This is a genomic window from Streptomyces sp. RFCAC02, from assembly GCF_004193175.1.
GTDB lineage: Bacteria > Actinomycetota > Actinomycetes > Streptomycetales > Streptomycetaceae > Streptomyces.
Genome location: NZ_SAUH01000001.1, coordinates 5,459,981 through 5,481,541 on the forward strand (window position 1 = coordinate 5,459,981; position 21,561 = coordinate 5,481,541).

Sequence of the window (21,561 nt, forward strand, 5' to 3'; positions counted from 1 at the left end):
GTCCCCGCACCCTCCAGCGAGCGGACCACCGCATGAGCGAGCCCGAACCGTCCGGACCCGACCCCGCCGCCCCCGCGCCGGGACCACCGGCCGCGACCCCCGACGCCGCGCTGCGCGCCCTCCTCACGACCGCCACCGACACGGTCCTCGCATCACCCGCCGTCCCCGGCGCCGTGGCCGTCGCCGTGCGCGGCACCCACCAGGCGATCCGTCCCGCCGGACACCCGGCCCGGGGCGCCCGCAGGCCGGTGCGCGCCGACACCCCGTTCGCCCTCGGCTCCGTCACGGGCACCCTCACCGCCCTGCTCCTCGCCGAACTCGTCAGCCGCGGCGACCTCTCCTTCGACGACCCCGTCGAGAACCACCTCCCGCCCACGGCGGGGCCCCGCCGCAGCGCCGAGCCGCCCGTCACCCTCCTCGACCTGGCCACCCACAGCTCCGGGCTGCCCCGCCTCCCCGGCTCCCCGCTCCGCCGCGCCCGGAGCCCGTGGACCCCCGACCCGTACGCCCGCTTCGGCGCCGAGGACCTGTACCGCGCCACCGCCCGCGCCCGCCCGCGGTCCGCCCACCGGGTCCGCCACTCCACCCTCGGCATGGGCCTGCTCGGCCACCTCCTCGCCGACGCCGCGGGTACCGACTACGCCACCCTCCTGACCGACCGCGTCCTGCGCCCCCTCACCATGACCCAGACGTTCGTCGCGGGCGCCGACGGGCCGCCCGCGCACGCCGCCACCGGGCACCGGCACGGCCGGCCCGCCGCACCCTGGACGTTCGACGCCCTCGCCGGCGCGGGCGGGGCCTACGCGTCGGGCGGCGACATGCTGCGCTACCTGCACGCCCACCTCCACCCCCACCACACCCCGATCCCGGGAGCCCTGACGGCCACGCACCGCCCCTACCACCGCTACCCGGGCAGCGCGGACGCCGCCGCCCCCGGCTGGACGCACCGCGTCACCGACGGCCGATCGGTGCTGTGGCACGCCGGGAGCACCGGCGGATTCACCGCGTTCATCGGCTTCAGTCCCGACGTCCGCGCCGGTGCCGCGCTCCTCGTCAACGCCGCACCGACCCGCGACCGCACCGCGCTGCGCGCCGGCCGGCGCCTGCTGCGCGCCGTCATCGAGGACGCCGCCCGCGACTGACCGCGCGCCACCGTGCGAGGGGGGCACCGACGACCGCGCCCACCGGCTCGTCTACTGTTCGGCTGCGCGCGGCGCCACCGCCCCGCGCCCCCTGCACGACCGTGCCGCCGCGCCGCGGCACACCCCGCGACGATCGGACGACCCGTGGACCGTACGTACCTCCACTCCGGCTGGACCCTCCGCTCGGCGGGCGGCCCCGACGCCCCGGACCACCGCGACGCGGTCACCACGACCGTCCCCGCCGAGGTGCCGGGCTGCGTCCACACCGACCTGCTCGCCGCCGGCCTGATCCCCGACCCGTTCGACGGCGACAACGAGACCGCCCTCGCCTGGATCGGCCGCCACACCTGGGAATACCGCACCACCCTGCGGGCCGCCCCGCCGGCGCCGGGGGAGCGCGTCGAACTGGTCTGCGAGGGCCTCGACACGCTCGCCGCGCTGCGCCTTGACGGCGAGCTTCTCGGGCGCACCGAGAACCAGTTCCGCACCTACCGGTTCGACCTGACCCACCGTCTCACCGGTGGTGAGGACCGGGAGCGCGAGCTGTCCGTCGCCTTCTCCTCCGCCACCGATCACGTCGAGCGCGCCGCCGAGATCTACGGTCCCCGGCCCCACGTGAACGCGCACCCCTTCTGGGCACTGCGCAAGATGGCCTGCAACTTCGGCTGGGACTGGGGACCGGACCTCGTCACCGCCGGCATATGGCGCCCCGTGTCCATCGAACGCTGGCACACGGCCCGCCTCGCCGCCGTCCGCCCCCTGACCACCGTGGACGGCACCACCGGCCGTCTCACCGCGCACCTCGACCTCGCCTGGGCCGCCCCCGACGCGCCCGCGGCGGGCGTCACCGCGACCGTCCGCGTCGGCGAGCGGACGGCCCGCGCCACCATCACGCCGGGCGCCTCCCGCGTCACCGTCACCCTCGACGTCCCCGACGCCGCCCTGTGGTACCCCCGCGGCTACGGCGACCAGGCCCTGCACGACGTGGAGGTCACCCTGCACGACGCCGCCGGCGCCCTCCTCGACCGGTACGCCCGCCGCGTCGGCTTCCGCACCGTCACGCTCGACACGACACCCGACGAGCACGGCGTCCCGCTCCACATCACCGTCAACGGCACCGTGGTCCTCGTCCGGGGCGCCAACTGGATCCCCGACGACGCGTTCGTCACCCGCATCGACGCCGCCCGCTACCGCCGCCGTGTCGACCAGGCCGTCGCCGCCGACTGCAACCTCCTGCGCGTATGGGGCGGCGGCATCTACGAGTCCCACGCCTTCTACGACGCCTGCGACGAACTCGGCGTCCTCGTCTGGCAGGACTTCCTGTTCACCTGCGCCGGCTACGCCGAGGAGGAACCGCTGCGCGGCGAGGTCGAGGCCGAGGCGCGCGAGGCCGTCACCGACCTCTCCTCCCACGCCTCCCTCGTCCTGTGGTGCGGCGGCAACGAGACGATCGCCGCCTTCGCCGAATGGGGCTGGCGGCACCACCTGCACGGCAAGACCTGGGGCCAGGGCTACTACGAGGACCTCCTGCCCCGCGTCGTCGCCGAACTCGACCCCACCCGGCCCTACGTCCCCAACAGCCCCTACTCCCACGCCCCCTACGCGTCGCCCGACGCTCCCCACCTCGGCGACATGCACATCTGGGACGTGTGGAACTCCAAGGACTGGACGCACTACGCCGACCACACCCCGCGCTTCGCCTCCGAGTTCGGCTACCAGGGGCCGCCGTCCTGGACCGCCCTCACCCGTGTCGTCCACGACACGCCGCTGCACCCCGACGGCCCGCACCTCCTCGTCCACCAGAAGGCCGACGACGGCAACGCCAAGCTCCGCCGCGGCCTGCTCGCCCACTTCCCCGAACCGGCCGGCTTCGCCGACTGGCACTGGGCCACCCAGCTGAACCAGGCCCGCGCCATCGGCTTCGGCGTCTCCCACTTCCGCTCCCTCGCGCCGCTGTGCACCGGCTCCGTGCTGTGGCAGCTCAACGACTGCTGGCCCGTGGTGTCCTGGTCCGTCATCGACGGCGACGGCCGGCAGAAGCCCGCCTGGTACGCCCTGCGGCACGCCCACGCCGACCGGCTGCTCCACTTCCGCGACACCCCCGACGGCCTCGCCGTCACCGCGCTCGACGATCACGCCGAACCGTGGCGCGGCGATCTCATCCTGCGTGCCCACGACATGACCGGCGCCCCGCTCGGCGAGGCCACCGTCCCCCTCGACGTGGCGCCCCGCGGCACCGTGACCCTGGCCGTCCCGGCCGCGCTCGCCGGCGACGGCACGACGCCCCGCGTCGTCACCGCCACCGCCCCGGGGGCACGCCGCGCCGTGTGGTGGAGCCACGAGGACCGCGACTCCGGCCTGCCCGCGGCACGCCTGCGCGGCGAGGCCACCAGGACGCCCGACGGCTACCGGGTCGAGCTGACCGCCGACAGCGTCGTCCGGGACCTCACCCTCCTCACCGACCGCGCCGCCCCGGACGCCGAGGCCGACGACGCGCTGATCACCCTGCTGCCGGGGGAACGAGCGGTCGTCACCGTGCGTTCCGACCGGGAGTTCGACCCGGCGGTGCTGCTCGCCGCCCCCGTCCTGCGCACGGCCAACGACCTGCTGGAGCCCGCAGCCGCCGATGACCGGTTGTGACGTACCGGCCCGTGTGCCAGGATGCGGCGGGCCGTCACCGCCGCAACGCCGCGGCCGCGCAGACGGCCGCCCAGACCCCCGCCGCCCCGCGCCCCGCGCGGGGCGGCGGAACGACCAGGGAGTACGTGTGACCTACGCCGCCTCCGAGCAGCGCTACGAGACCATGCCCTACCGCCGCTCCGGCCGCTCGGGACTCCGGCTGCCGGCCATCTCGCTCGGCCTGTGGCACAACTTCGGTGACGAGAAGCCGTTCGCCGTCCAGCGGGCGATCCTGCGGCGCGCGTTCGACCTGGGCGTCACCCACTTCGACCTCGCCAACAACTACGGCCCCCCGCCCGGGGAGGCCGAGCGGACCTTCGGCCGCGTCCTCGCCGAGGACCTGCGCCCGTACCGCGACGAGATCATCGTCTCCACGAAGGCCGGCTACCACATGTGGAACGGCCCGTACGGCGAGTGGGGCTCGCGCAAGTACCTGCTGGCCAGCCTGGACCAGAGCCTGGCCCGCACCGGCCTCGACTACGTCGACATCTTCTACCACCACCGCCCCGACCCCGACACGCCGCTCGAGGAGACGATGGGCGCCCTCGACGCCGCCGTCCGCAGCGGCAAGGCCCTGTACGCCGGCATCTCGAACTACTCGCCGGAGCAGACCCGGGAGGCCGCCCGCATCCTCGCCGACCTCGGCACGCCGCTGCTGATCCACCAGCCGTCGTACTCGATGGTCAACCGGTGGGTCGAGGACGGGCTGCTCGACACCCTGGACGAGGTCGGCGCCGGCTCGATCGCCTTCTCGCCCCTGGCCCAGGGCCTGCTGACCGACCGCTACCTGAACGGCATCCCCGAGGGCTCGCGGGCCGCCGGGACCAGCCCGTTCCTCGGCGCCGCCGACGTCGAGCGGACCGTGGACACCGTGCGGGCGCTCGACGACATCGCCCGGCGCCGCGGCCAGACGCTCGCACAGCTCGCCCTCGCCTGGGTGCTGCGCGGCGGACGCGTCACCTCGGCGCTGATCGGCGCGAGCAGCGTCGCCCAGCTCGAGAACAGCGTCGGCGCCGTCGCCAACCTCGACTTCACCGACGGGGAACTGGCCGAGATCGCGGCCCTGCTGCCCTGACGCACCCCTCGCCCGCCGACGGCCCGGCCGCCGGCGGGCGGCGGTCTCACGCCCGGTGGGGCGCCGTCGAATCGCGCACGACCAGCTCGGGCAGGAAGACGCACTCCCGGTGCGTGTGCCCCGGCGCGCCCTCGGTGAGCAGCAGGTCAGCCGCCGCGTGCCCGAGCCGGTACGCGGGCTGCCGCACCGTCGTCAGCGCGGGCGACAGCTCGGAGGTGAAGTCCAGGTCGTCGTAGCCGACCACCGACATCTCCGCCGGAACCCGCACCCCCGCCCGGCGCAGCCCCCGCAGCACGGCGAGGGCCGTCATGTCGTTGACGCACAGCACGCCCGTCGGCCGGGGGCTCAGCGCGAGCAGCGCGTCCGTCGCCTCCCGCGCCACGGCCGCGAGCGGCCCCGACGCCACCGGCACCTCGATGAACCCGGGGGCGCCGCCCGCTCCCGTCCCGTGCCCGGCGAGAGCGCGCCGGATGCCGGCCGAGCGGTCCCTGATCGTCCGGATCGCCGGTTCCGTGCGGACGAACGCGATCCGCCGGTGACCCAGCTCCCGCAGGTGGCGCGCGGCCAGCTCGCCGCCCGTCACGTTGTCCACCGTCACGGCGCACAGCTCCGAGCGGCCCCGCGGCAGATCCAGGAGCACCACCGGCACACCGCGCCGCGCCAGCCGTTCGAACCGCTCCAGGCGCTCACCCGCCGGACTCACCAGGATTCCCCGCACGCCCTGCTCCTCCAGCATGCGCAGGAAACGCTCCTCCCGGCCCGCGTCCACGTCGCTGCTGCACCGCACCAGGACGCACCCCGCCTCGGCGAGCCGGTCCTCAGCGCCACGGGCCACAGCGGCGTAGTAGGCGTTCGCGGTGTCGAGCAGCACGCACCCCACGACCGTGCTCGGGGCGCCGCGGAGCTGACGGGCCGCGCCGTTGCGCACGTACCCGACGCGGTCCATCGCCGCCTCGACGCGCAGCCGTGTCGGCGGGGCGACGACCGCCGGATTGTTGAGGACGTTGCTGACCGTGGACATCGACACCCCGGCCGCCGCTGCGACCTCCCTGATGCCCGCACGCTCCCGGATACCGGCACGTCCCGTGGCACCACCCGCGCCCACTCGCCCGTCACCGTCCCTCCGCGGTCGGCCACGGCAGCCGTCCGACGCGGCCGTCAGCCTAACGGAGACCGGCCCGTCCCGACCCGCCCCGGCGGGCACCCGCAGGCCCGGGGGAGAATGCCCCCCATGACAGCCCTCCCCGACGACCTGCGGTCCGCCCTCGACGACGCGCTGCGCGGCCTCGACCGGCAGGGGCTCGCCCGGTCCGTCGAGCGCCTCAGCGGCCGGTACCGGGAGGGCCGGGCGGCGAGCGCGCCGATCCTCGCGACGGCCGGCGACGTCGCCGCCTACGCCGGCTACCGCATGCCCGCCACCTACGCGGCCGTCCACGCGGCGCTGTCCGAGGTGGCGCTCGCCGCCCCGGCCTTCGCCCCGCGCGCGATGACCGACGTGGGCGGCGGCACCGGCGCCGCGCTGTGGGCCGCGCACGGGGTGTGGCCCGGCCTCGACTCCCTCACCGTCGTCGAGCAGGCACCCGAGGCCATCGCGCTGGGCCGGCGCCTCGCCACCGCCGCCTCGGCGCCCGCGCTGCGCTCCGCCACCTGGCGGCGCGGCCTCATCGACCCGGCGGCCCCCCTGCCCCCGGCCGACCTCGTCACCCTCTCCTACGTCCTCGGTGAGCTGCCCGAGCCGGCCCGCGAGGCGGCCGTGTCGCATCTCGCCGACGCAGCCGGCGCGACGGGCACGGTCGTCCTCGTCGAGCCCGGCACCCCCGACGGCTACGAGCGCATCGCCGCAGCGCGCGACGTGCTGATCGCTCGTGGCCTGACCGTCGTCGCGCCCTGCCCGCACGACCACGCGTGCCCCGTCCCGCGCGGCCGCGACTGGTGCCACTTCGCCGCCCGCCTGCCCCGCGAGGACGCGCACCGGCGGATCAAGGAGGGCACGCTCGGCTTCGAGGACGAGAAGTTCTCCTACGTCGCCGCGTCGGCCGTGCCCCACGGCCGCGCCGGCGCCCGCGTGCTGCGGCACCCGCTCAAGCGGAAGGGGCTCGTCGGGCTGCGGACCTGCACCGCCGACGACGGGCTGGCCGAGGTCACCGTGACGAAGCGGCAGGGCGACCTCTACCGGGCGGCGCGGGACACGCGCTGGGGCGACGCCTGGCCGCCGCCCGGGGACCGCGGGTGAGCCGTCAGCCGACGCGGTCCCGTACCCACCGGCCGGCCGGCTTCAGGGCTTCGGGATCGTCGAACGCCCCCGCCGCGCAGGTGCCCGGCTCGAACACCGCGCCCGAGCGCGGATCGTCGGACCAGTTCCAGTTCACCCAGCTCACGCCCAGACGGTCCAGCAGGTCGAGGTAGCGCCCGGCCGAGTCGAAGTCGTCCGGGCCGTCACCCGTGGCCTCCTGCGTACCGAACTCGGTCACGAACAGCGGCAGCTCCCGCGCGGCGCGGGCGAGGGTGTCCCGGTAGACGGGGTCGTCGTGCGAGGCGGCGTAGAAGTGGAAGGTGTACATGATGTTGTCCGCGCCGACGGGGTCGGCGAGGATCTCCGACTCGTCCGCGCCGTCCGAGACGCCGAGCGACGACCAGCCGCGCGTGCCCACCAGGACCACGGCGTCCGGCGCCCCCTCGCGCACCACGGGGACCACCTCCTCGGCGTAGGAGCGGATGGCCCGCCAGTCCACGCCGTTCGGCTCGTTCGCGATCTCGTAGAGCACATTGCCCCGGTCACCGAGACGCGCGGTGACGGTGCGGAAGAACTCCTCGGCGAGCGCCGTGTCGGCGTTGGGGTCGCCCGGGTCGAGCATGTGCCAGTCCACGATCGCGTACAGGCCGCGCTCCGTCGCCGCCTCGACGGCGCGGACCGCCACGTCCGTCAGATGGTCCGGATTCGTCGCCCAGCCATCCTCGTGGACGTACGTCGAGACGCGCAGCACGTCCGCGCCCCAGTCGTACGCGAGCACGTCGAGGGACGCGTCCGTGACGCACTGCGCGTACCACTGCGTGCCATGCGTACTCATGCCGCGCAACTGCACGGTGTCCCCGTGCTCGTCGCACAGGGCCGTCCCGCACACCCGCAGCCGGCCGTGCTCCTCGAACGGCGTCGCCCCGCCCCCGCCGGACGCGTCCGCCGCGGGCGGGTCACCGCCGCAGGCCGCCGTCAGGACGAGGGCCGCCGCTCCCAGGAGGGCCGGTACGGGACGCGGGAGGCGGGGTCTGCCCATCGAAGGTCGGTCCTCTCGGCGGAGCGCGCGGGTCGCCGAGGAAAGTAGACGCGCCCCCGGGCGGCGGTCAAACCGTCCGCCGGGGGCGCGCCCGAGTGCGTCCGCCCCGTCAGCCTGCCGTGCAGCTCGGTGCGAGCGCCGTGTCCTCCGGCCAGGGGCCGGAGCCCAGGTAGCCGAAGGTGGTGCTCCCACCCGGTGCCAGCTCGGCGTTCCACCCGGAGGGGGTCGCGAGGACCGTGGACTCACCGGTGGTCACCTGCGAGCCCCACACACTGGAGGGAACGGCAGCGCCGCCGTCGTGGCGCCAGCCCACGCGCCAGCCCTCGACCGGGGCGTCGCCGGTGTTCTCGACGGTCACCTCCGCGAGGAAGCCGGTGCCCCAGCTCTCGGTGACCGTGTGCGTCGCCCGGCAGCCGCCGTGGTGTTTGACGTCGCCCAGCTCGTCCAGGGTGATGACGCGCGGGTGGTTGTAGACGTGCTCCAGGTGCTCGCGCGAGTTGCTCACGCCGTCGGTGAGGAAGCTGCCGCTCCAGGTCACGAACCAGCTCCAGTCGGCCTCGTACGCCTCCAGCAGGTCGGGGTCGGGAATGGAGCCGACCTCCGTGAGGGCCACGATCTTCCGGTCCTGGCCCAGCTCGACCAGCTTCTCGTAGTCGGCGCTGACCGGGCCGTGGTCGCCGGCGGGCGGGTAGGAGTCGGTGCTCACGATGTCCACCACGTCGTCGCCCGGGTACCAGGCCGGGTCGACGGAGTTCCACACCCAGATGAGGTTGTGCAGGCCGTGGACGTTGACCAGGCGGTCGTAGAGCAGGCGGTACAGCTCCTTCGCCGGCTCGGGACCCTTCGCCCCCCACCAGAACCAGCCGCCCTCGGCCTCGTGCAGGGGGCGCCACAGCACCGGCACGCCCGCGTCCTGCAGCTGGCCGAGCTGGACGGCGATGGCGTCGATGTCCCGCAGGACGAGCTGGTACTCGGGGGACGCGGGGTCGGCGAGCGCGGCCGCGATGTCGAAGGTGGTCGAGTCGGTGTAGAAGCCGCGCCACCATTCCTTGCCCGGCTCGTCGATGAGGCCGGTGGGGGCGTTCCAGTGCCACACGAAGGTGGTGATGCCGCCGCGGGCGTCCCAGGCGATGGCGTTCTCGACCTCCTGCGAGGTGGTGCCCCGCTCGACGCGGCTGGGGGAGTAGTCCATCATGTCGAGCCCGGCGACGGCGGGGGCGCGGCCGATGTTCTCCTCCAGCCACGCGATGCTCGCCATGTCCTGCTGGCCGCTGAGGATGTGACTGCCGTACTCGTCGGTGAGGTAGTTGAGGAGGGACCGGGCCTCCGGGGTGGCGTCCGGGTCGACGGGGGCGTCGCCGACCTGGTGCGGCGGACGCGGCGGGACGGGGGAGAGGGCGATGGCGTCGATCTCGTACCAGCCCCACCCGTTCTCGATGGTGACGGTGTTGTCGCCCTCCCGCAGGAGCACCTTGCCCGCCGCGGCCTCGGAGAAGGTGTCGGTCGGGACGAGGGTGACCGAGCCCATCCCGGTGTCGTTGAGGCGGAGGTTCGCGTCCTTCTGGCCGTAGGGAGCGCGATAGAGGACGGTGAGGTCGTACAGGCCGCCGACGCTGTCGGGGATGGTGATGGTGACCTGGTCGCCGGCGGTGTCGAAGCCCTCGACGTAGCCGGTGCCGGAGTGGCCGGCGGCGGTGGAGGCCACCGTGACGCCGGTGAGGACGCCGTCCTCGGCCTCGTAGATCTCGGTCTCGGGGGCGACGCTGCCGGTGGCTGTGGTGCCGGCCGTGCCGGACGCCGGGTCCCCGGGGGCGGCGACGGCAGGTGCGGAGCCGTACACCAGCAGCGCGGACAGCGCGCCTGCCACGGCGCCGGCCGCCAGTCCGCGGGTCGTGGAACGCGTACGCATGCGGTCTCTGCCTCCTCGTGGGTGGGAGCGCTCCCAAGCGAGGGTCATTGGACCGTACCCGCAGGATCACGTCAATGACATGCGCACGATCGGCTCATGGGCGGCCGGAAAGGGGTGTGGGAGGTGCCGCCCCTGCGGGCGGTACCTCCCACGGATGCGCTGTTCCTCGGCGGCCGCCGGACTTCCGTACGTGCGGGGTGCTGAGCACCGTGTCAGTAACGCCTGACGCGGTTGGCCACGAGATTGCCGATCGCGAAGTACACGATCGCCGCGAGTCCGTAGCCGCACACGACGCGCGCCCACTCCTCGTCGAACGTGAACAGGTCGTGCGACCAGCCGGCCAGCCAGCGGGACGAGTCGTGGACGAAGTCCACCAGCATGTTGCCCCGGTTGGCGTCCAGCAGGTACATCAGGATCCACAGGCCGATGATGCAGGCGGCCACGTCGGCGATCACCGCGACCACCGCAGCCGCCGGGCCGAATCTCGTTGTATGCGCGGACATGACATGCGGATTGCCCCTGCCCGTCCGGCGAAACGCTGTTCGTCCGCCCCTTGTCGTGGCACGGCGTCCGGAACACCCCGATCGTCACCGGCGGCCCCAGCGGGTGCCACGTGAGGCGCCCACTGATCCAATCTGCGGAGCCATCCGGTGCCGTCCCGGCGCTCGCTCCACCGGGCGACATGTCGACACGACAACAGCTCCGGCCCCTGTCCGTCACACGTGCCGCGCCGCCTCCTGACATCCCACCGCACGCCCGCCGAAGGCCCCGCCCGCCCCTCGCCCGGGGCGCCCGCGTCCGCACGCCGCCCACTATTGCCGCTGATGCCTGGCCTCCGTGGCTGGTCCAGCGCGTGCCCGGACTGCCCGGCTCTGGCCGGGCCGCCGATCGTGCTGGGGGCGGCGGTGGTGAAGCGACGTTCACTCTGCGCTTGGTCGGCTTGTCGATACAGGGCGTTCCGGTGGCCACCCGGGGCGTCCGCACGCGCCCACTACTGCCGCCGGTACCCGGCCTTGCGGCTGGCCCAGCGCGTTCCTTACTCCGTGATTTCGGACGGGCTGCCGGGGTCGGTGCCCGTGGGTGATGGTCATGCGGTGTCGAGTTGGCTGGTCGATACATCGGCACATCGGTGGGTGGCTGGTCCAGCGTGTTCCTGACCACATGACTCCGGTCCGGTTGCCGGGGCTGGCACTCGTGGGGTGACGGTCACGGGTGCTGCGTCGGTCGGTCGAGACGCCGGCATTCCGGTGGTTGCCCGGGGCGCCCGCGTCCGCTCGCCGCCCACGGCCATCGCCGACAGCCGGGCTCGGTGGTCGGCCAGGCGTGTGCCCGGGCCGCCCGGTCCAGGCCGGGGTGCTGGTCGAAGCCGGGGCTCACGCCCGCGGGGCGGATGGTCACTCGGCGCTCAGCAGCCGGTCACACGCCGGTACTCCGGTGGTCGCCCCGGGTGCACGTGCCCACGCCCACTTCCACCCGCTCGCCGGACGGGCCGCTCCCGGCCCGTGACCGTGTCAGGACCGCGTGCCCACCGGGCGGGAGACGACGCAGGCCGGGGAACCGACCGACAGCCGGTACTCCTCCGCGACCGGCGCACCGGACACGGTGTCGAGCGTGAGGACCAGCACGGCGTCGCTCTCCTGTGCGGCCACCAGCATGCGGTCCCCGTCCACCGTGAAGTGCCGGGGCCAGGCGGCCCCGAGGACGTATTCGGCGGTGAGCTTCGGGGTGTCCGTGCCGAGGGCGAAGGTGGCGATGGTGTCCGCGCCCCGGTTGGACAGGTGACCGGTACGGCCGTCCGCGCTGATCACCAGGTGGGCCGGCTGATCGGCTCCAGCGCCCGGCCGTGCCGACGCGGGACTCGAGGCGAGCGCGGTGAACACGCCCGGCGTCTCCTCGGCCACCGTGACGAGCCCCGCCGCCAGCTCCGCCACCACGTGGGCGCGGCCCGTCGCGGCCCGGACGAGCTGGCGCGGCCCCGTGCCGGCGGGCAGGCCGGAGGCCGCCGACCGCGTCAGCGTGCCGGCCCCGGGATCCAACCGGTACGACCACAGCGTGTCGGTGCCGAGATCGACCACGGTCACGAGCGACCCGGCCGCGTCGAGCGTCACCATGTGGGCGTGCGGCCCCTCCTGGCGGTCGGGAACGGGTCCCGAGCCGGTGAGCCGGACGAGGTCGGTGCGCGCGACCGGCACGCCGGCCTCGTCGAGGGAGAACACCGCGACGCTGCCCGAGCCGTAGTTCGCCGCGAGGAGATGACGCCCGTCCGGGGTCACGGCCAGGTGGCACGGTTCGGCGCCCCCGGTCGGCAGTCCGCCCACGACCTCGGGCTCCCCGTCCCCGGCGAACCGGATCGCGCTCACCCCGCCCTCGGCCCGCTCGTGCACCGTGTACAGCACCGGCAGGGTGGGGTGCCATTCCAGCCACGAACAGCCGGGAAGGGCCAGCTCTCCGGCCGGGACGAGCCGCCCGCCCCGACCGTCCTCGCGGAGCAGCGTGATGCCGGGACCCCGGCCGCCTGTCTCCGCCGTGTAGGAGCCGACGCAGAACAGCCGGTCGGACATGACATCTCCCCTTCGCCGTGGATCGGATCGACGCCCGGGACGTTACCAAGCCGCTCGGCCCTGCCCGCCGGCCCCCGCTCCGCGCTGCGGGCCGGCCGCCCGGACGGCCCCGGGCCGGACACCGAGCCTCCCCCGTGCGCGCGGTGCGTTGTGGGCCGACCGGCCGAACACGTGTCTGCTCGGCCGCGGACCGGGCAAGCGGACCGGGTGACGACTGCGGAGACATCGGAGCGCGGGACGCCCCCTCTGAAGAGGGCGCTGACGACGCCCCTGCTGTATCTGTTCATCCTGGGTGACACGCTCGGCGCCGGCGTGTACGTCCTGGTCGGACAGGTCGCGGAGGAGTCCGGCGGGGCCGTGTGGGCGCCGCTGCTGGCCGCCCTGTGCCTCGCCCTGCTGACCGCCGCTTCCTACGCGGAACTGGCGACCAAGTACCCGCGTGCCGGGGGAGCGGCGCACTACGCGCACCTCGCCTTCGGCCCGTTCGTCGGCTTCGCCGTGGGCTTCTGCATGCTGGCGGCCGGCACCGTCTCCGTCGCCACCCTCACCCGTGCCTTCGGCGGCGACTACCTGTCGGCCTTCGTGGACATCCCGATGCCCCTGGTGGCGCTCCTCTTCCCGATCGCGCTGGCCCTGCTGAACGCCCGGGGCATCGCGGAGTCCCTGCGGGCCAACGCGGTCGCCACCGTGATCGAGACCAGCGGGCTGCTCCTCGTCGTCGGGCTCGGGGTATGGGTCCTCCTGCGCGGCGACGGGGACGGTTCGCGCCTGGCCGATGTCGGCACCGCCGAGGCGGGACCGGCCGCGGCCGTCCTCGGCGGCGCGGTGCTCGCCTACTACTCGTTCGTCGGTTTCGAGACCTCCGTGAATCTCGCGGAGGAGACCCGGAATCCGGGCCGCTCCTACCCGCGCGCCCTCTTCGGCGCCCTCGCCACCGCCGGCGTGGTCTACGGCCTGGTCGGCGTCGTGGCCAGTGCCGTCGTCCCCACCGAACGTCTCGTCTCCTCCAGCGGCCCCCTCCTCGAAGTCGTCCATACGGCCGGGAACGTCCCGGACCGGCTGTTCAGCGCGATCGCTCTCGTCGCCGTGGCCAACGGCGCCCTGCTCACCGGCATCATGTCGTCGCGGCTGGCCTACGGCATGGCCAGGGACCGCCTGCTGCCCGGCTTCCTGGCCCGGGTACTGCCGCGCCGCCGCACCCCCTGGGCCGCCATCGCCGTCACGACCGCCCTGTCGATGCTCCTTGCACTCACCGGTGATGTGGCGAGCCTCGCGTCGACGCTCGTCCTCCTGCTGCTGTGCGTCTTCGGAGCCGTCAACATCGCCGTACTCGTCCTGCGCCGCGACCAGGTGGACACGGACCATTTCCGCGTGCCGCGAGCGGTGCCCGTCCTCGGGGCGGCCTCCTGCGTCCTGCTCGCGACACGGATCGAGCAGGAGGTCTGGCAGCGCGCGCTGCCACTGATCGCGCTCGGGCTCGTCCTGGGGGCCGTCGCGCGGGTCCGGCACCGGCGCGGGGCCGCCGTGGAGGAGGAGTTGGCCTGACGGGCGGCCCGCCGTCACCGGGTGACGCCGAGCCCGCCGCACCGGGCCGCGTGCACTCCGGGTGAGGACCGCCGGCCGGACCACCGCCCCATGTATCACTGTCCGCTTCCGCTCACCACCCTGGCGCGGGGTGGCGAAATCCCCGGCGCGAGCAGAATTCCTCCTTCCTGTTCGACCGGTCCGGCACCGCATTCGGGGAAAGCCGACTTCCCGGCCGGACGGAACACCACTCCTTCGGCCGTATACTCCCCGCATGGCCAAGAAAGTTGTCACCATCTACACCGATGACCTCACCGGCGGCGAGGCCGCCGATGTCGGTACCCATACGTTCAGTCTCGACGGCGTGAACTACGAGATCGACCTCGGTCCCGACTCGTTCGACCGCCTTCTCGACGCCCTGCGTCCTTTCATCGACAAGGGCCGCAAGACCGGCCGGACCCAGCGGTCCGCCTCCGCCCCCAAGCGCGCCGCGACGGGCGCCGACCCGGCGAAGGTCCGTGAATGGGCGCGCGCCAACGGTTTCGAGGTGAACGACCGGGGCCGAGTCCCCGGACACGTCCAGGAGGCCTACGACAAGGCCCACTGAGCCACGGCCCACCGGGGGACGGACCGCAGGCCGCACCGGGCGGCGCCGGTACGCGTCCCACGTTCACGAGGACCGGCGCGCCGCCGCGCGTATGCGTCCCGCACCCTTCGGCCCGCCCCGGGAAAGCGACTCCCCGAGCCCCGGCGGCGCGGCGGGTGCGGACGATTCCGATCGCCGGCGGCGGCCCGGCGGCACGGTAATGGACCGGCCGCCCGGGAGCGCCGCGGAAGGAATCCCGCCGCCCCACCGGTGCCCCGCGAGAGGGCGCCCGCGGACCGTCCGCACCCAATCCCGCAATTCGCCGCCGCCCGGCGCCTCCCGAATTGCTCGGCGGCTCCCCGCCATTGCCGCCGCCCCGGCAGCCACCGCCCCGCTGCCGACGCTTTCACCCGGCATCCGCCTCATCTTCCGTCCGTCCCCCATCGGGCACCTCCCCATTTCCCCGGCGCGGACTTCCGAGCCCGCTTCTCCCACCGGAACGCATACCCAACATTACGCTCAGTAATCATCGTTGGCAAGGGCTTTCCCCCGAGCATCACCACTCGGCTATCGCGTTCCCTCAACTCCCGCTGTCAACAAGCCGTTTGATCACCCGGCCGGCCCCGGGTCGGTCAGCTCCCCGGCCAGCATGTCCATCAGCAGACCGTCGCGTGTCAGTCCGTCCGCACGCCGCTCGTACTGCCGCATGACACCCACCGGCCGGAAACCGAGCCGGCGGTACAGCCGCACCGCTCCCTCGTTCTCCACCGCCGGATCGATCGTCAGCCGGTGGTGCCCGTCGGCGTCGAACAGGTGGCGCGCCAACGCGTACAGGGCCGCACCGCCGATCCCCCGCCGATGGACGCCGGCGTGCACGGCCACATCGATGCCGGCGTGCCGGAAGTCGCGCGTCGGCTCCTCCCACGCCTGGATCAGTCCCGCCACAGTGCCGCGGAACTCGATGGCGTACGTGCGCCCGTCGCCGGACGGCGCGCACGCATCCTCGGCCTCCTCGTCCGGATCCCCCCACCACCTGGCCACCTCGGGGCACGCCAGCACCGCGCGGAACGCCGCCCGGTCGGCCGGTACGGCCGGCCGCAGCCGGACACCCCGCCCCTCGATCGCCCCCATGACGCGCATGCGGCCCATCCTGCCGCACCCACCGGCTCCCCGACCTCCGGCCACGACCCGGCCCCGTGACATCCGGGCACCCAACACCCTTCAAACCACCACAGCACCTCCCGCACCGGGCGGCCCGTCAGCCACTCCGGGCCGGAACATGCCTGGCGCCGCCCGCACGGCCTCGGAGAGGATGTCCCCGGGCCGGCGCCCCCACCCGTCCCGGAACACCGACCGACCGCGAGCGGAGACGAAGCAGCATGACCACGCGCGACGCCCAGCAAGGCCCCGCCGGCATCGACACCTCGGTGCCCCACTCGGCGCGCATCTGGAACTACTGGCTCGGCGGCAAGGACAACTACCGCGTCGACCGCGAGGCCGGTGACGCGTACCGCCGCACCGTCCCGGGTATCGACGCGATGGCCCGCGCCTCCCGCTACTTCCTCACCCGGTCGATCCGTTTCCTGGCCGGCGAGGCGGGCATCCGCCAGTTCCTCGACGTCGGGACCGGCCTGCCCACCGTGGACAACACCCACGAGGTCGCCCAGCGTGTCGCGCCTTCCAGCCGGATCGTCTACGTGGACAACGACCCGCTGATCCTGCTCCACGCCCAGGCCCTGCTCACCTCCGCCCCCGAGGGGGTCACGCAGTACATCGACGCGGACCTCCACGATCCCGCGGCCGTCCTCGCCGGCGCCGCGGCCACCCTGGACTTCGACCGGCCCGTGGGCCTCATCCTGTCCGACGTGATGGGCCACGTCGCCGACTACGCGGCGGCCCGCGACATCGTGCGCCGCCTGGTCGCCGGCCTGTCGCCGGGCAGCTACCTGATGCTGAGCCACGGAGCCGCCAACGACCCGGAGCTGATCGCGGCCCAGGAGGACTACAACGACACCGGCGCCGTCCCCTACATCCTCCGCACACAGGAGCAGATCACGGGGTTCTTCGACGGTCTCGACCTGCTTGACCCCGGCGTCGTCCCCATGCCGGAGTGGCGTCCCGACGTGGTCGTCGGCGACTACCCGGCGAGCGTCGGCATGGGAGGCGTCGCCCGCGTCCCCTGACGCGCCGCCCGCCGCACACACGACCGCCCCGGCCGGGCGTGGGGGACGCCGGCCGGGGCGGTGCCGTGCGCGAGGGGCGCGCCGCCGTCAGGACAGCATCGCGAGCGCCTTGTTGAACGTGGCCGACGGCCGCATGACCGCCGCCGCCTTCGCCGCGTCCGGCCGGTAGTAGCCGCCGATGTCGGCCGGGGAGCCCTGCACGGCGATCAGCTCGTCGACGATCTGCCCCTCCTGCTCGGTGAGCGTCTTCGCGAGGGGCGCGAACGCCTCGGCGAGCGCCGCGTCGTCCGTCTGCCGCGCCAGCTCCTGCGCCCAGTACAGGGACAGGTAGAAGTGGCTGCCGCGGTTGTCGATGCCGCCCACTCGCCGGCTCGGGGACTTGTCCTCGTCGAGGAACGTGGCGGTCGCCCGGTCGAGGGTGTCGGCGAGGACCTGGGCACGGTCGTTGCCCGTCGTCCGGGCCAGCTGCTCGAAGCTGACCGCGAGCGCGAGGAACTCGCCCAGGCTGTCCCAGCGCAGGTAGTTCTCCTTGACGAGCTGCTGGACGTGCTTCGGCGCGGACCCGCCGGCGCCCGTCTCGAACAGCCCGCCGCCGTTGATCAGCGGCACGACCGACAGCATCTTGGCGCTGGTGCCCAGCTCCAGGATGGGGAAGAGGTCGGTGAGGTAGTCGCGCAGGACGTTGCCCGTGACGGAGATCGTGTTCTCGCCGCGGCGGATGCGCTCCAGGGAGAACGCGATCGCCGCCGCGGGCGGCATGATCTCGATGCGCAGGCCGTCCGTGTCGTGCTCGGCCAGGTACGCCTCGACCTTCCCGATGAGCTGCGCGTCGTGGGCGCGGTCCTCGTCCAGCCAGAACACGGCCGGGTCGCCGGTGGCCCGGGCGCGGGTCACGGCCAGCTTCACCCAGTCACGGACGGGGATGTCCTTCGTCTGGCACATGCGCCAGATGTCGCCCGCGCTCACCGCGTGCTCCAGGACCACCGTGCCGTCCTGGTCGAGGACGCGGACGGTACCCGTCGTCGGGATCTCGAACGTCTTGTCGTGGCTGCCGTACTCCTCGGCCTTCTGCGCCATGAGTCCGACGTTCGGCACCGAGCCCATGGTGGCCGGGTCGAACGCGCCGTTGGCCCGGCAGTCGTCGATCACGACCTGGTAGATGCCGGCGTAGGAGCTGTCCGGGATGACCGCGAGGGTGTCCGCCTCCTTGCCGTCCGGCCCCCACATGTGGCCGGACGTGCGGATCATGGCCGGCATCGATGCGTCCACGATCACGTCGCTCGGCACGTGCAGGTTGGTGATGCCGCGGTCGGAGTCGACCATGGCGAGCGCGGGACCCTCGGCCAGCTCCGCGTCGAAGGACTCCTTGATGCGGTCGCCCTCCGGCAGGCCCGCCAGGCCCTTGAGGATGCCGCCGAGGCCGTCGTTCGGGGTGAGCCCGGCCTCGGCCAGCGTCCGGCCGTGCTCGGCGAACGTCTTCGGGAAGAACGTGCGCACCACGTGACCGAAGATGATCGGGTCGGACACCTTCATCATGGTGGCCTTCAGGTGCACCGAGAACAGCACACCCTCCTCCTTGGCCCGCGCCACCTGCGCCGCCAGGAATTCCCGCAGCGCCGCCACCCGCATCACCGACGCGTCCACGATCTCGCCGGCCAGCACGGGAACCGACTCGCGCAGCACCGTCGTGCTGCCGTTGTCGCCGGCCAGCTCGATGCGCAGCGCGCCGTCCTGCTCGATGACGGCCGACTTCTCCGTGGAGCGGAAGTCGTCGCCGGCCATGTGCGCGACATTCGTGCGCGACTCGGGGGTCCAGGCGCCCATGCGGTGCGGGTGGCTCTTCGCGTAGCCCTTCACCGAGGCGGGGGCGCGGCGGTCGGAGTTGCCCTCGCGCAGGACCGGGTTGACCGCGCTGCCCTTGACCTTGTCGTAGCGGGCGCGGATGTCGCGCTCCTCGTCGGTCTTCGGGTCGTCCGGGTAGTCGGGCAGCGCGTAGCCCTGCTCCTGCAGCTCGGCGATGGCCGCCTTGAGCTGGGGGATGGACGCCGAGATGTTCGGCAGCTTGATGATGTTGGCCCCGGGGGTGCCGGCCAGCGCACCGAGCTCGGCGAGCGCGTCGTCGATGCGCTGCTCCTCGGTGAGCCACTCGGGGAAGCCGGCGATGATGCGTCCGGACAGCGAGATGTCACGGCTCTCCACCCGGACGCCGGCCGCCGACGCGTACGCCTCGATCACGGGCAGGAACGAATACGTCGCCAGGGCGGGGGCCTCGTCGGTATGGGTGTAGATGATCGTCGAGTCAGTCACCGGGTGCTCCGCTCACGTCTGCAACATTGCTCGACATCAAGATATCTCTTCCGTGCACTCCGCTCGACAGGGCTCCTCGCCGTGTGAAGGAGGGGCAACCCCTCGACGCCCGAGATAAACCTTCTCATCCACTTAGATCCATATATGTCCAGTCGTAGCGTCGAAAGAGAGGAGACCACGAGAGTCGACGAGAGGAAGCGGACGATGCCCTTCGTGACGACGCGCGACGACACCGACATCTTCTACAAGGACTGGGGCTCCGGTCCCCCTGTCGTGTTCATCCACGGCTGGCCGCTCAACGCGGACGCGTGGGAGGACCAGATGAAGCTGGTCGCCGACAACGGCTACCGCGCCATCGCCCACGACCGCAGGGGTCACGGCCGTTCGGACCAGACCTGGGGTGGCTACGACTTCGACACCTTCGCGGACGACCTCGACGACCTGATCACGAGTCTCGACCTGCGGGACGTCACGCTGGTCGCCCATTCGATGGGCGGCGGGGAGCTGGCCCGCTACATAGGCCGGCACGGCACCTCGCGGATCAGCAAGGCGCTGATGGTCGGCGCGATCCCGCCCGTCATGGTCAAGTCCGAGTCCAACCCGGAGGGCACGCCGCAGAAGGTCTTCGAGACCCTCAAGGACGGCATCCTGAACGAGCGCTCCCAGTTCTGGCTCGACACCGCCGAGACGTTCTTCGGCGCCAACCGCCCCGGCAACAGGGTGACGAGCGGCAACAAGTACGCCTTCTGGCTGATGGCGATGCAGGAGAGCATCCAGGCCGGCGTGGCCTGCGTGGACGCCTTCTCGCAGACGGACTTCACCGAGGACCTCAAGAAGTTCGACGTCCCGACGCTGCTGATCCACGGCGACGACGACCAGGTCGTCCCGATCGGCCCCGCGTCGCAGAAGGCCGCGCGGATCATCCCGGACGCCACCCTGACCGTCTATGAAGGCGGCTCCCACGGCCTGGCCAATGTCCCCGGCACGAAGGAGCGCTTCGGCCGGGACCTCATGGCCTTCCTGCGGGGCTGACCTCCGCCCGCCGCGACCGGCTCCTCCCGGCCGAGGGGCCGGCCTTCCGCGTGCGGATTCAGTAGTCCTCGGCGTCCCGGACCTCCTGCAAATAGGCGTTGGCGGAGGCCCCCTCGTCCACGAGATCGGGCACCAGGTCGACGGAGCTGAGCAGGGACGCGCCCTTCCCCTCGGCGGGCTGCCAGCGGTCGGCGATGATCCGCTGCTTGTCCTCGGGCTGGTTCTCCATCCACTCGCGGTTCTGCGGGCTCAGCTGGCGGAGGAAATGGGCGAGCGGATCCACGGACATCGGGGGCGTCTCCTGACCGGGAGGGGGCACGGGCACCGGATCAGCCTCGGCGAGCGGACCGCGGACGCGGGCCGCATGCGGGCGCCGCCGAGCCGGATCCCACCCGCACGGGTGAACCGGTTTCTCAGGTGCCCGCCGATTGCCGCTGGACTCGGACGGGCGGCACATCTAGATTAGTTCCGTGGATGAACAAAAGGCGGACGGTAGCGCTGGTGACGCCAACTACGCTGTCATCGGCACTGATTACAGCATCTACCGGCAGCCCGACCCGCGCATCGCCGAGGCCGTCCGACGCGCGCTCGGCGACGCCACGACAGTCGTCAACGTCGGAGCCGGCGCCGGCTCGTACGAGAGCACCGCGCTGACCGTCACCCCCGTGGAACCCTCGCAGTCCATGCGGGACCAGCGCCCCGCCCATCTCGCCCCCGCCATCGACGCCACGGCCGAGAACCTGCCCTTCCCCGACGACATGTTCGACGCCGCCATGACGACGTTCAGCGTGCACCAGTGGAACGACCTCGCGGCCGGCCTCTCCGGGATGCGGCGCGTGGCGCGCGGCCCGGTCGTCGTCCTGACCTGTGACCCCGATCTGGTGCGCGACTTCTGGCTGTACGAGTACGCGCCGCTCGTCCTCGACACCGAGGCGAGGCGCTACCCCGCCCTCGCCGACATCACCGGGGCGCTCGGCGGCACCGCGACGGTGGAGCGCGTGCCGATCCCCGCCGACTGCACCGACGGGTTCAACGAGGCCTACTACGGCCGCCCGGAACGGCTCCTCGAACCGGGCGCCCGCCTCGCCTGCTCGGCCTGGAGTTTCGTCGGCCGGGACGTCCAGGAGCAGTACATCGACCGGCTGCGCCGCGACCTCGACTCCGGCCGCTGGGACGAGCGGTACGGAGACCTGCGCCGGCTGCCGAGCTGGGACGGCTCCCTCGTCCTCATCCGCGCCCTCCCCTCCTGACGGGCGCTCCGCCCGGCGGCCCTCGACCGCGCCGCCGGGCG

General features: G+C 73.4%; 17 protein-coding genes. 9 read left to right on the forward strand and 8 right to left on the reverse strand.

Features of this window, described 5'->3' with window-relative positions; translation table 11 throughout:
- Positions 1 to 32: 32 nt before the first annotated feature.
- The 3 genes from EMA09_RS25265 to mgrA all read left to right on the forward strand — a co-directional run bounded on the left by EMA09_RS25265 (position 33) and on the right by mgrA (position 4,896).
- On the forward strand, positions 33 to 1,142 hold the full coding sequence (locus tag EMA09_RS25265; RefSeq protein WP_129843268.1) for a serine hydrolase domain-containing protein: 1,110 nt from the start codon (positions 33 to 35) through the stop codon (positions 1,140 to 1,142).
- A gap of 144 nt (positions 1,143 to 1,286) precedes the next feature.
- Positions 1,287 to 3,782 carry a glycoside hydrolase family 2 protein gene (locus EMA09_RS25270; RefSeq protein ID WP_129843269.1) on the forward strand — a complete coding sequence of 832 codons (2,496 nt, stop codon included), beginning with the start codon at positions 1,287 to 1,289 and terminating at the stop codon, positions 3,780 to 3,782.
- A 127-nt stretch (positions 3,783 to 3,909) separates the two neighbouring features.
- On the forward strand, positions 3,910 to 4,896 hold the full coding sequence (gene mgrA / locus EMA09_RS25275) for an L-glyceraldehyde 3-phosphate reductase (protein ID WP_168220802.1): 987 nt from the start codon (positions 3,910 to 3,912) through the stop codon (positions 4,894 to 4,896).
- A gap of 46 nt (positions 4,897 to 4,942) precedes the next feature.
- Here mgrA and EMA09_RS25280 read toward each other — a convergent pair whose 3' ends face one another.
- Positions 4,943 to 6,100 carry a LacI family DNA-binding transcriptional regulator gene (locus tag EMA09_RS25280; RefSeq protein ID WP_276324204.1) on the reverse strand — a complete coding sequence of 386 codons (1,158 nt, stop codon included), beginning with the start codon at positions 6,098 to 6,100 and terminating at the stop codon, positions 4,943 to 4,945.
- A gap of 27 nt (positions 6,101 to 6,127) precedes the next feature.
- Here EMA09_RS25280 and EMA09_RS25285 point away from each other — a divergent pair, with 27 nt between their 5' ends.
- Complete coding sequence (locus tag EMA09_RS25285; RefSeq protein ID WP_129843272.1) at positions 6,128 to 7,129, forward strand: small ribosomal subunit Rsm22 family protein; 1,002 nt, start codon at positions 6,128 to 6,130, stop codon at positions 7,127 to 7,129.
- A gap of 4 nt (positions 7,130 to 7,133) precedes the next feature.
- Here the strand turns inward: EMA09_RS25285 and EMA09_RS25290 are convergent, their stop codons facing one another.
- The 4 genes from EMA09_RS25290 to EMA09_RS25305 form a co-directional block, all read right to left on the reverse strand.
- Complete coding sequence (locus tag EMA09_RS25290) at positions 7,134 to 8,168, reverse strand: glycoside hydrolase family 5 protein (protein ID WP_129843273.1); 1,035 nt, start codon at positions 8,166 to 8,168, stop codon at positions 7,134 to 7,136.
- Positions 8,169 to 8,277: 109 nt separating this feature from the next.
- Positions 8,278 to 10,077 carry a glycosyl hydrolase gene (locus EMA09_RS25295; protein ID WP_129843274.1) on the reverse strand — a complete coding sequence of 600 codons (1,800 nt, stop codon included), beginning with the start codon at positions 10,075 to 10,077 and terminating at the stop codon, positions 8,278 to 8,280.
- Between the two features lie 212 nt (positions 10,078 to 10,289).
- Positions 10,290 to 10,580, reverse strand: a complete 291-nt coding sequence (locus tag EMA09_RS25300) for a hypothetical protein (RefSeq protein ID WP_129843275.1) — start codon at positions 10,578 to 10,580, stop codon at positions 10,290 to 10,292.
- Between the two features lie 1,008 nt (positions 10,581 to 11,588).
- Complete coding sequence (locus EMA09_RS25305) at positions 11,589 to 12,638, reverse strand: lactonase family protein (RefSeq protein WP_129843276.1); 1,050 nt, start codon at positions 12,636 to 12,638, stop codon at positions 11,589 to 11,591.
- Between the two features lie 207 nt (positions 12,639 to 12,845).
- On the opposite strand from EMA09_RS25305, the gene EMA09_RS25310 reads away from it, so the two are divergent.
- Together EMA09_RS25310 and EMA09_RS25315 are read left to right on the forward strand one after the other, a co-directional pair.
- Positions 12,846 to 14,183 (forward strand): APC family permease, encoded by a 1,338-nt coding sequence (locus EMA09_RS25310; protein ID WP_240796556.1) that lies wholly within the window; start codon positions 12,846 to 12,848, stop codon positions 14,181 to 14,183.
- Positions 14,184 to 14,436: 253 nt separating this feature from the next.
- Positions 14,437 to 14,769 (forward strand): Lsr2 family protein, encoded by a 333-nt coding sequence (locus EMA09_RS25315; protein WP_129843277.1) that lies wholly within the window; start codon positions 14,437 to 14,439, stop codon positions 14,767 to 14,769.
- 588 nt (positions 14,770 to 15,357) lie between these two features.
- Here EMA09_RS25315 and EMA09_RS25320 read toward each other — a convergent pair.
- Positions 15,358 to 15,888, reverse strand: a complete 531-nt coding sequence (locus tag EMA09_RS25320; RefSeq protein ID WP_240796557.1) for a GNAT family protein — start codon at positions 15,886 to 15,888, stop codon at positions 15,358 to 15,360.
- Positions 15,889 to 16,127: 239 nt separating this feature from the next.
- Here EMA09_RS25320 and EMA09_RS25325 point away from each other — a divergent pair, with 239 nt between their 5' ends.
- Complete coding sequence (locus EMA09_RS25325; protein ID WP_129843278.1) at positions 16,128 to 16,931, forward strand: SAM-dependent methyltransferase; 804 nt, start codon at positions 16,128 to 16,130, stop codon at positions 16,929 to 16,931.
- Positions 16,932 to 17,018: 87 nt separating this feature from the next.
- Here the strand turns inward: EMA09_RS25325 and EMA09_RS25335 are convergent, their stop codons facing one another.
- Positions 17,019 to 19,238, reverse strand: a complete 2,220-nt coding sequence (locus EMA09_RS25335) for an NADP-dependent isocitrate dehydrogenase (protein WP_129843280.1) — start codon at positions 19,236 to 19,238, stop codon at positions 17,019 to 17,021.
- Between the two features lie 204 nt (positions 19,239 to 19,442).
- On the opposite strand from EMA09_RS25335, the gene EMA09_RS25340 reads away from it, so the two are divergent.
- Positions 19,443 to 20,270 (forward strand): alpha/beta hydrolase, encoded by an 828-nt coding sequence (locus tag EMA09_RS25340; protein WP_129843281.1) that lies wholly within the window; start codon positions 19,443 to 19,445, stop codon positions 20,268 to 20,270.
- Positions 20,271 to 20,328: 58 nt separating this feature from the next.
- On the opposite strand, the gene EMA09_RS25345 is transcribed toward EMA09_RS25340, so the two are convergent.
- Positions 20,329 to 20,559 carry a hypothetical protein gene (locus EMA09_RS25345; RefSeq protein WP_129843282.1) on the reverse strand — a complete coding sequence of 77 codons (231 nt, stop codon included), beginning with the start codon at positions 20,557 to 20,559 and terminating at the stop codon, positions 20,329 to 20,331.
- 181 nt (positions 20,560 to 20,740) lie between these two features.
- Between EMA09_RS25345 and EMA09_RS25350 the strand changes: the two genes are divergently transcribed.
- Positions 20,741 to 21,520: a methyltransferase domain-containing protein gene (locus EMA09_RS25350; protein ID WP_129843283.1), complete on the forward strand. Its 780-nt coding sequence runs from the start codon at positions 20,741 to 20,743 to the stop codon at positions 21,518 to 21,520.
- The last annotated feature ends 41 nt before the right edge of the window (positions 21,521 to 21,561 follow it).

Excerpts from the sequence above, each read along its gene's own strand:
- EMA09_RS25265 (WP_129843268.1), top strand. The coding sequence starts at position 33 with ATGAGCGAGCCCGAACCGTCCGGACCCGACCCCGCCGCCCCCGCGCCG.
- EMA09_RS25285 (WP_129843272.1), top strand. The coding sequence starts at position 6,128 with ATGACAGCCCTCCCCGACGACCTGCGGTCCGCCCTCGACGACGCGCTG.
- EMA09_RS25290 (WP_129843273.1), bottom strand. The coding sequence starts at position 8,168 with ATGGGCAGACCCCGCCTCCCGCGTCCCGTACCGGCCCTCCTGGGAGCG.
- EMA09_RS25295 (WP_129843274.1), bottom strand. The coding sequence starts at position 10,077 with ATGCGTACGCGTTCCACGACCCGCGGACTGGCGGCCGGCGCCGTGGCA.
- EMA09_RS25300 (WP_129843275.1), bottom strand. The coding sequence starts at position 10,580 with ATGTCCGCGCATACAACGAGATTCGGCCCGGCGGCTGCGGTGGTCGCG.
- EMA09_RS25305 (WP_129843276.1), bottom strand. The coding sequence starts at position 12,638 with ATGTCCGACCGGCTGTTCTGCGTCGGCTCCTACACGGCGGAGACAGGC.
- EMA09_RS25315 (WP_129843277.1), top strand. The coding sequence starts at position 14,437 with ATGGCCAAGAAAGTTGTCACCATCTACACCGATGACCTCACCGGCGGC.
- EMA09_RS25320 (WP_240796557.1), bottom strand. The coding sequence starts at position 15,888 with ATGCGCGTCATGGGGGCGATCGAGGGGCGGGGTGTCCGGCTGCGGCCG.
- EMA09_RS25325 (WP_129843278.1), top strand. The coding sequence starts at position 16,128 with ATGACCACGCGCGACGCCCAGCAAGGCCCCGCCGGCATCGACACCTCG.
- EMA09_RS25340 (WP_129843281.1), top strand. The coding sequence starts at position 19,443 with ATGCCCTTCGTGACGACGCGCGACGACACCGACATCTTCTACAAGGAC.
- EMA09_RS25345 (WP_129843282.1), bottom strand. The coding sequence starts at position 20,559 with ATGTCCGTGGATCCGCTCGCCCATTTCCTCCGCCAGCTGAGCCCGCAG.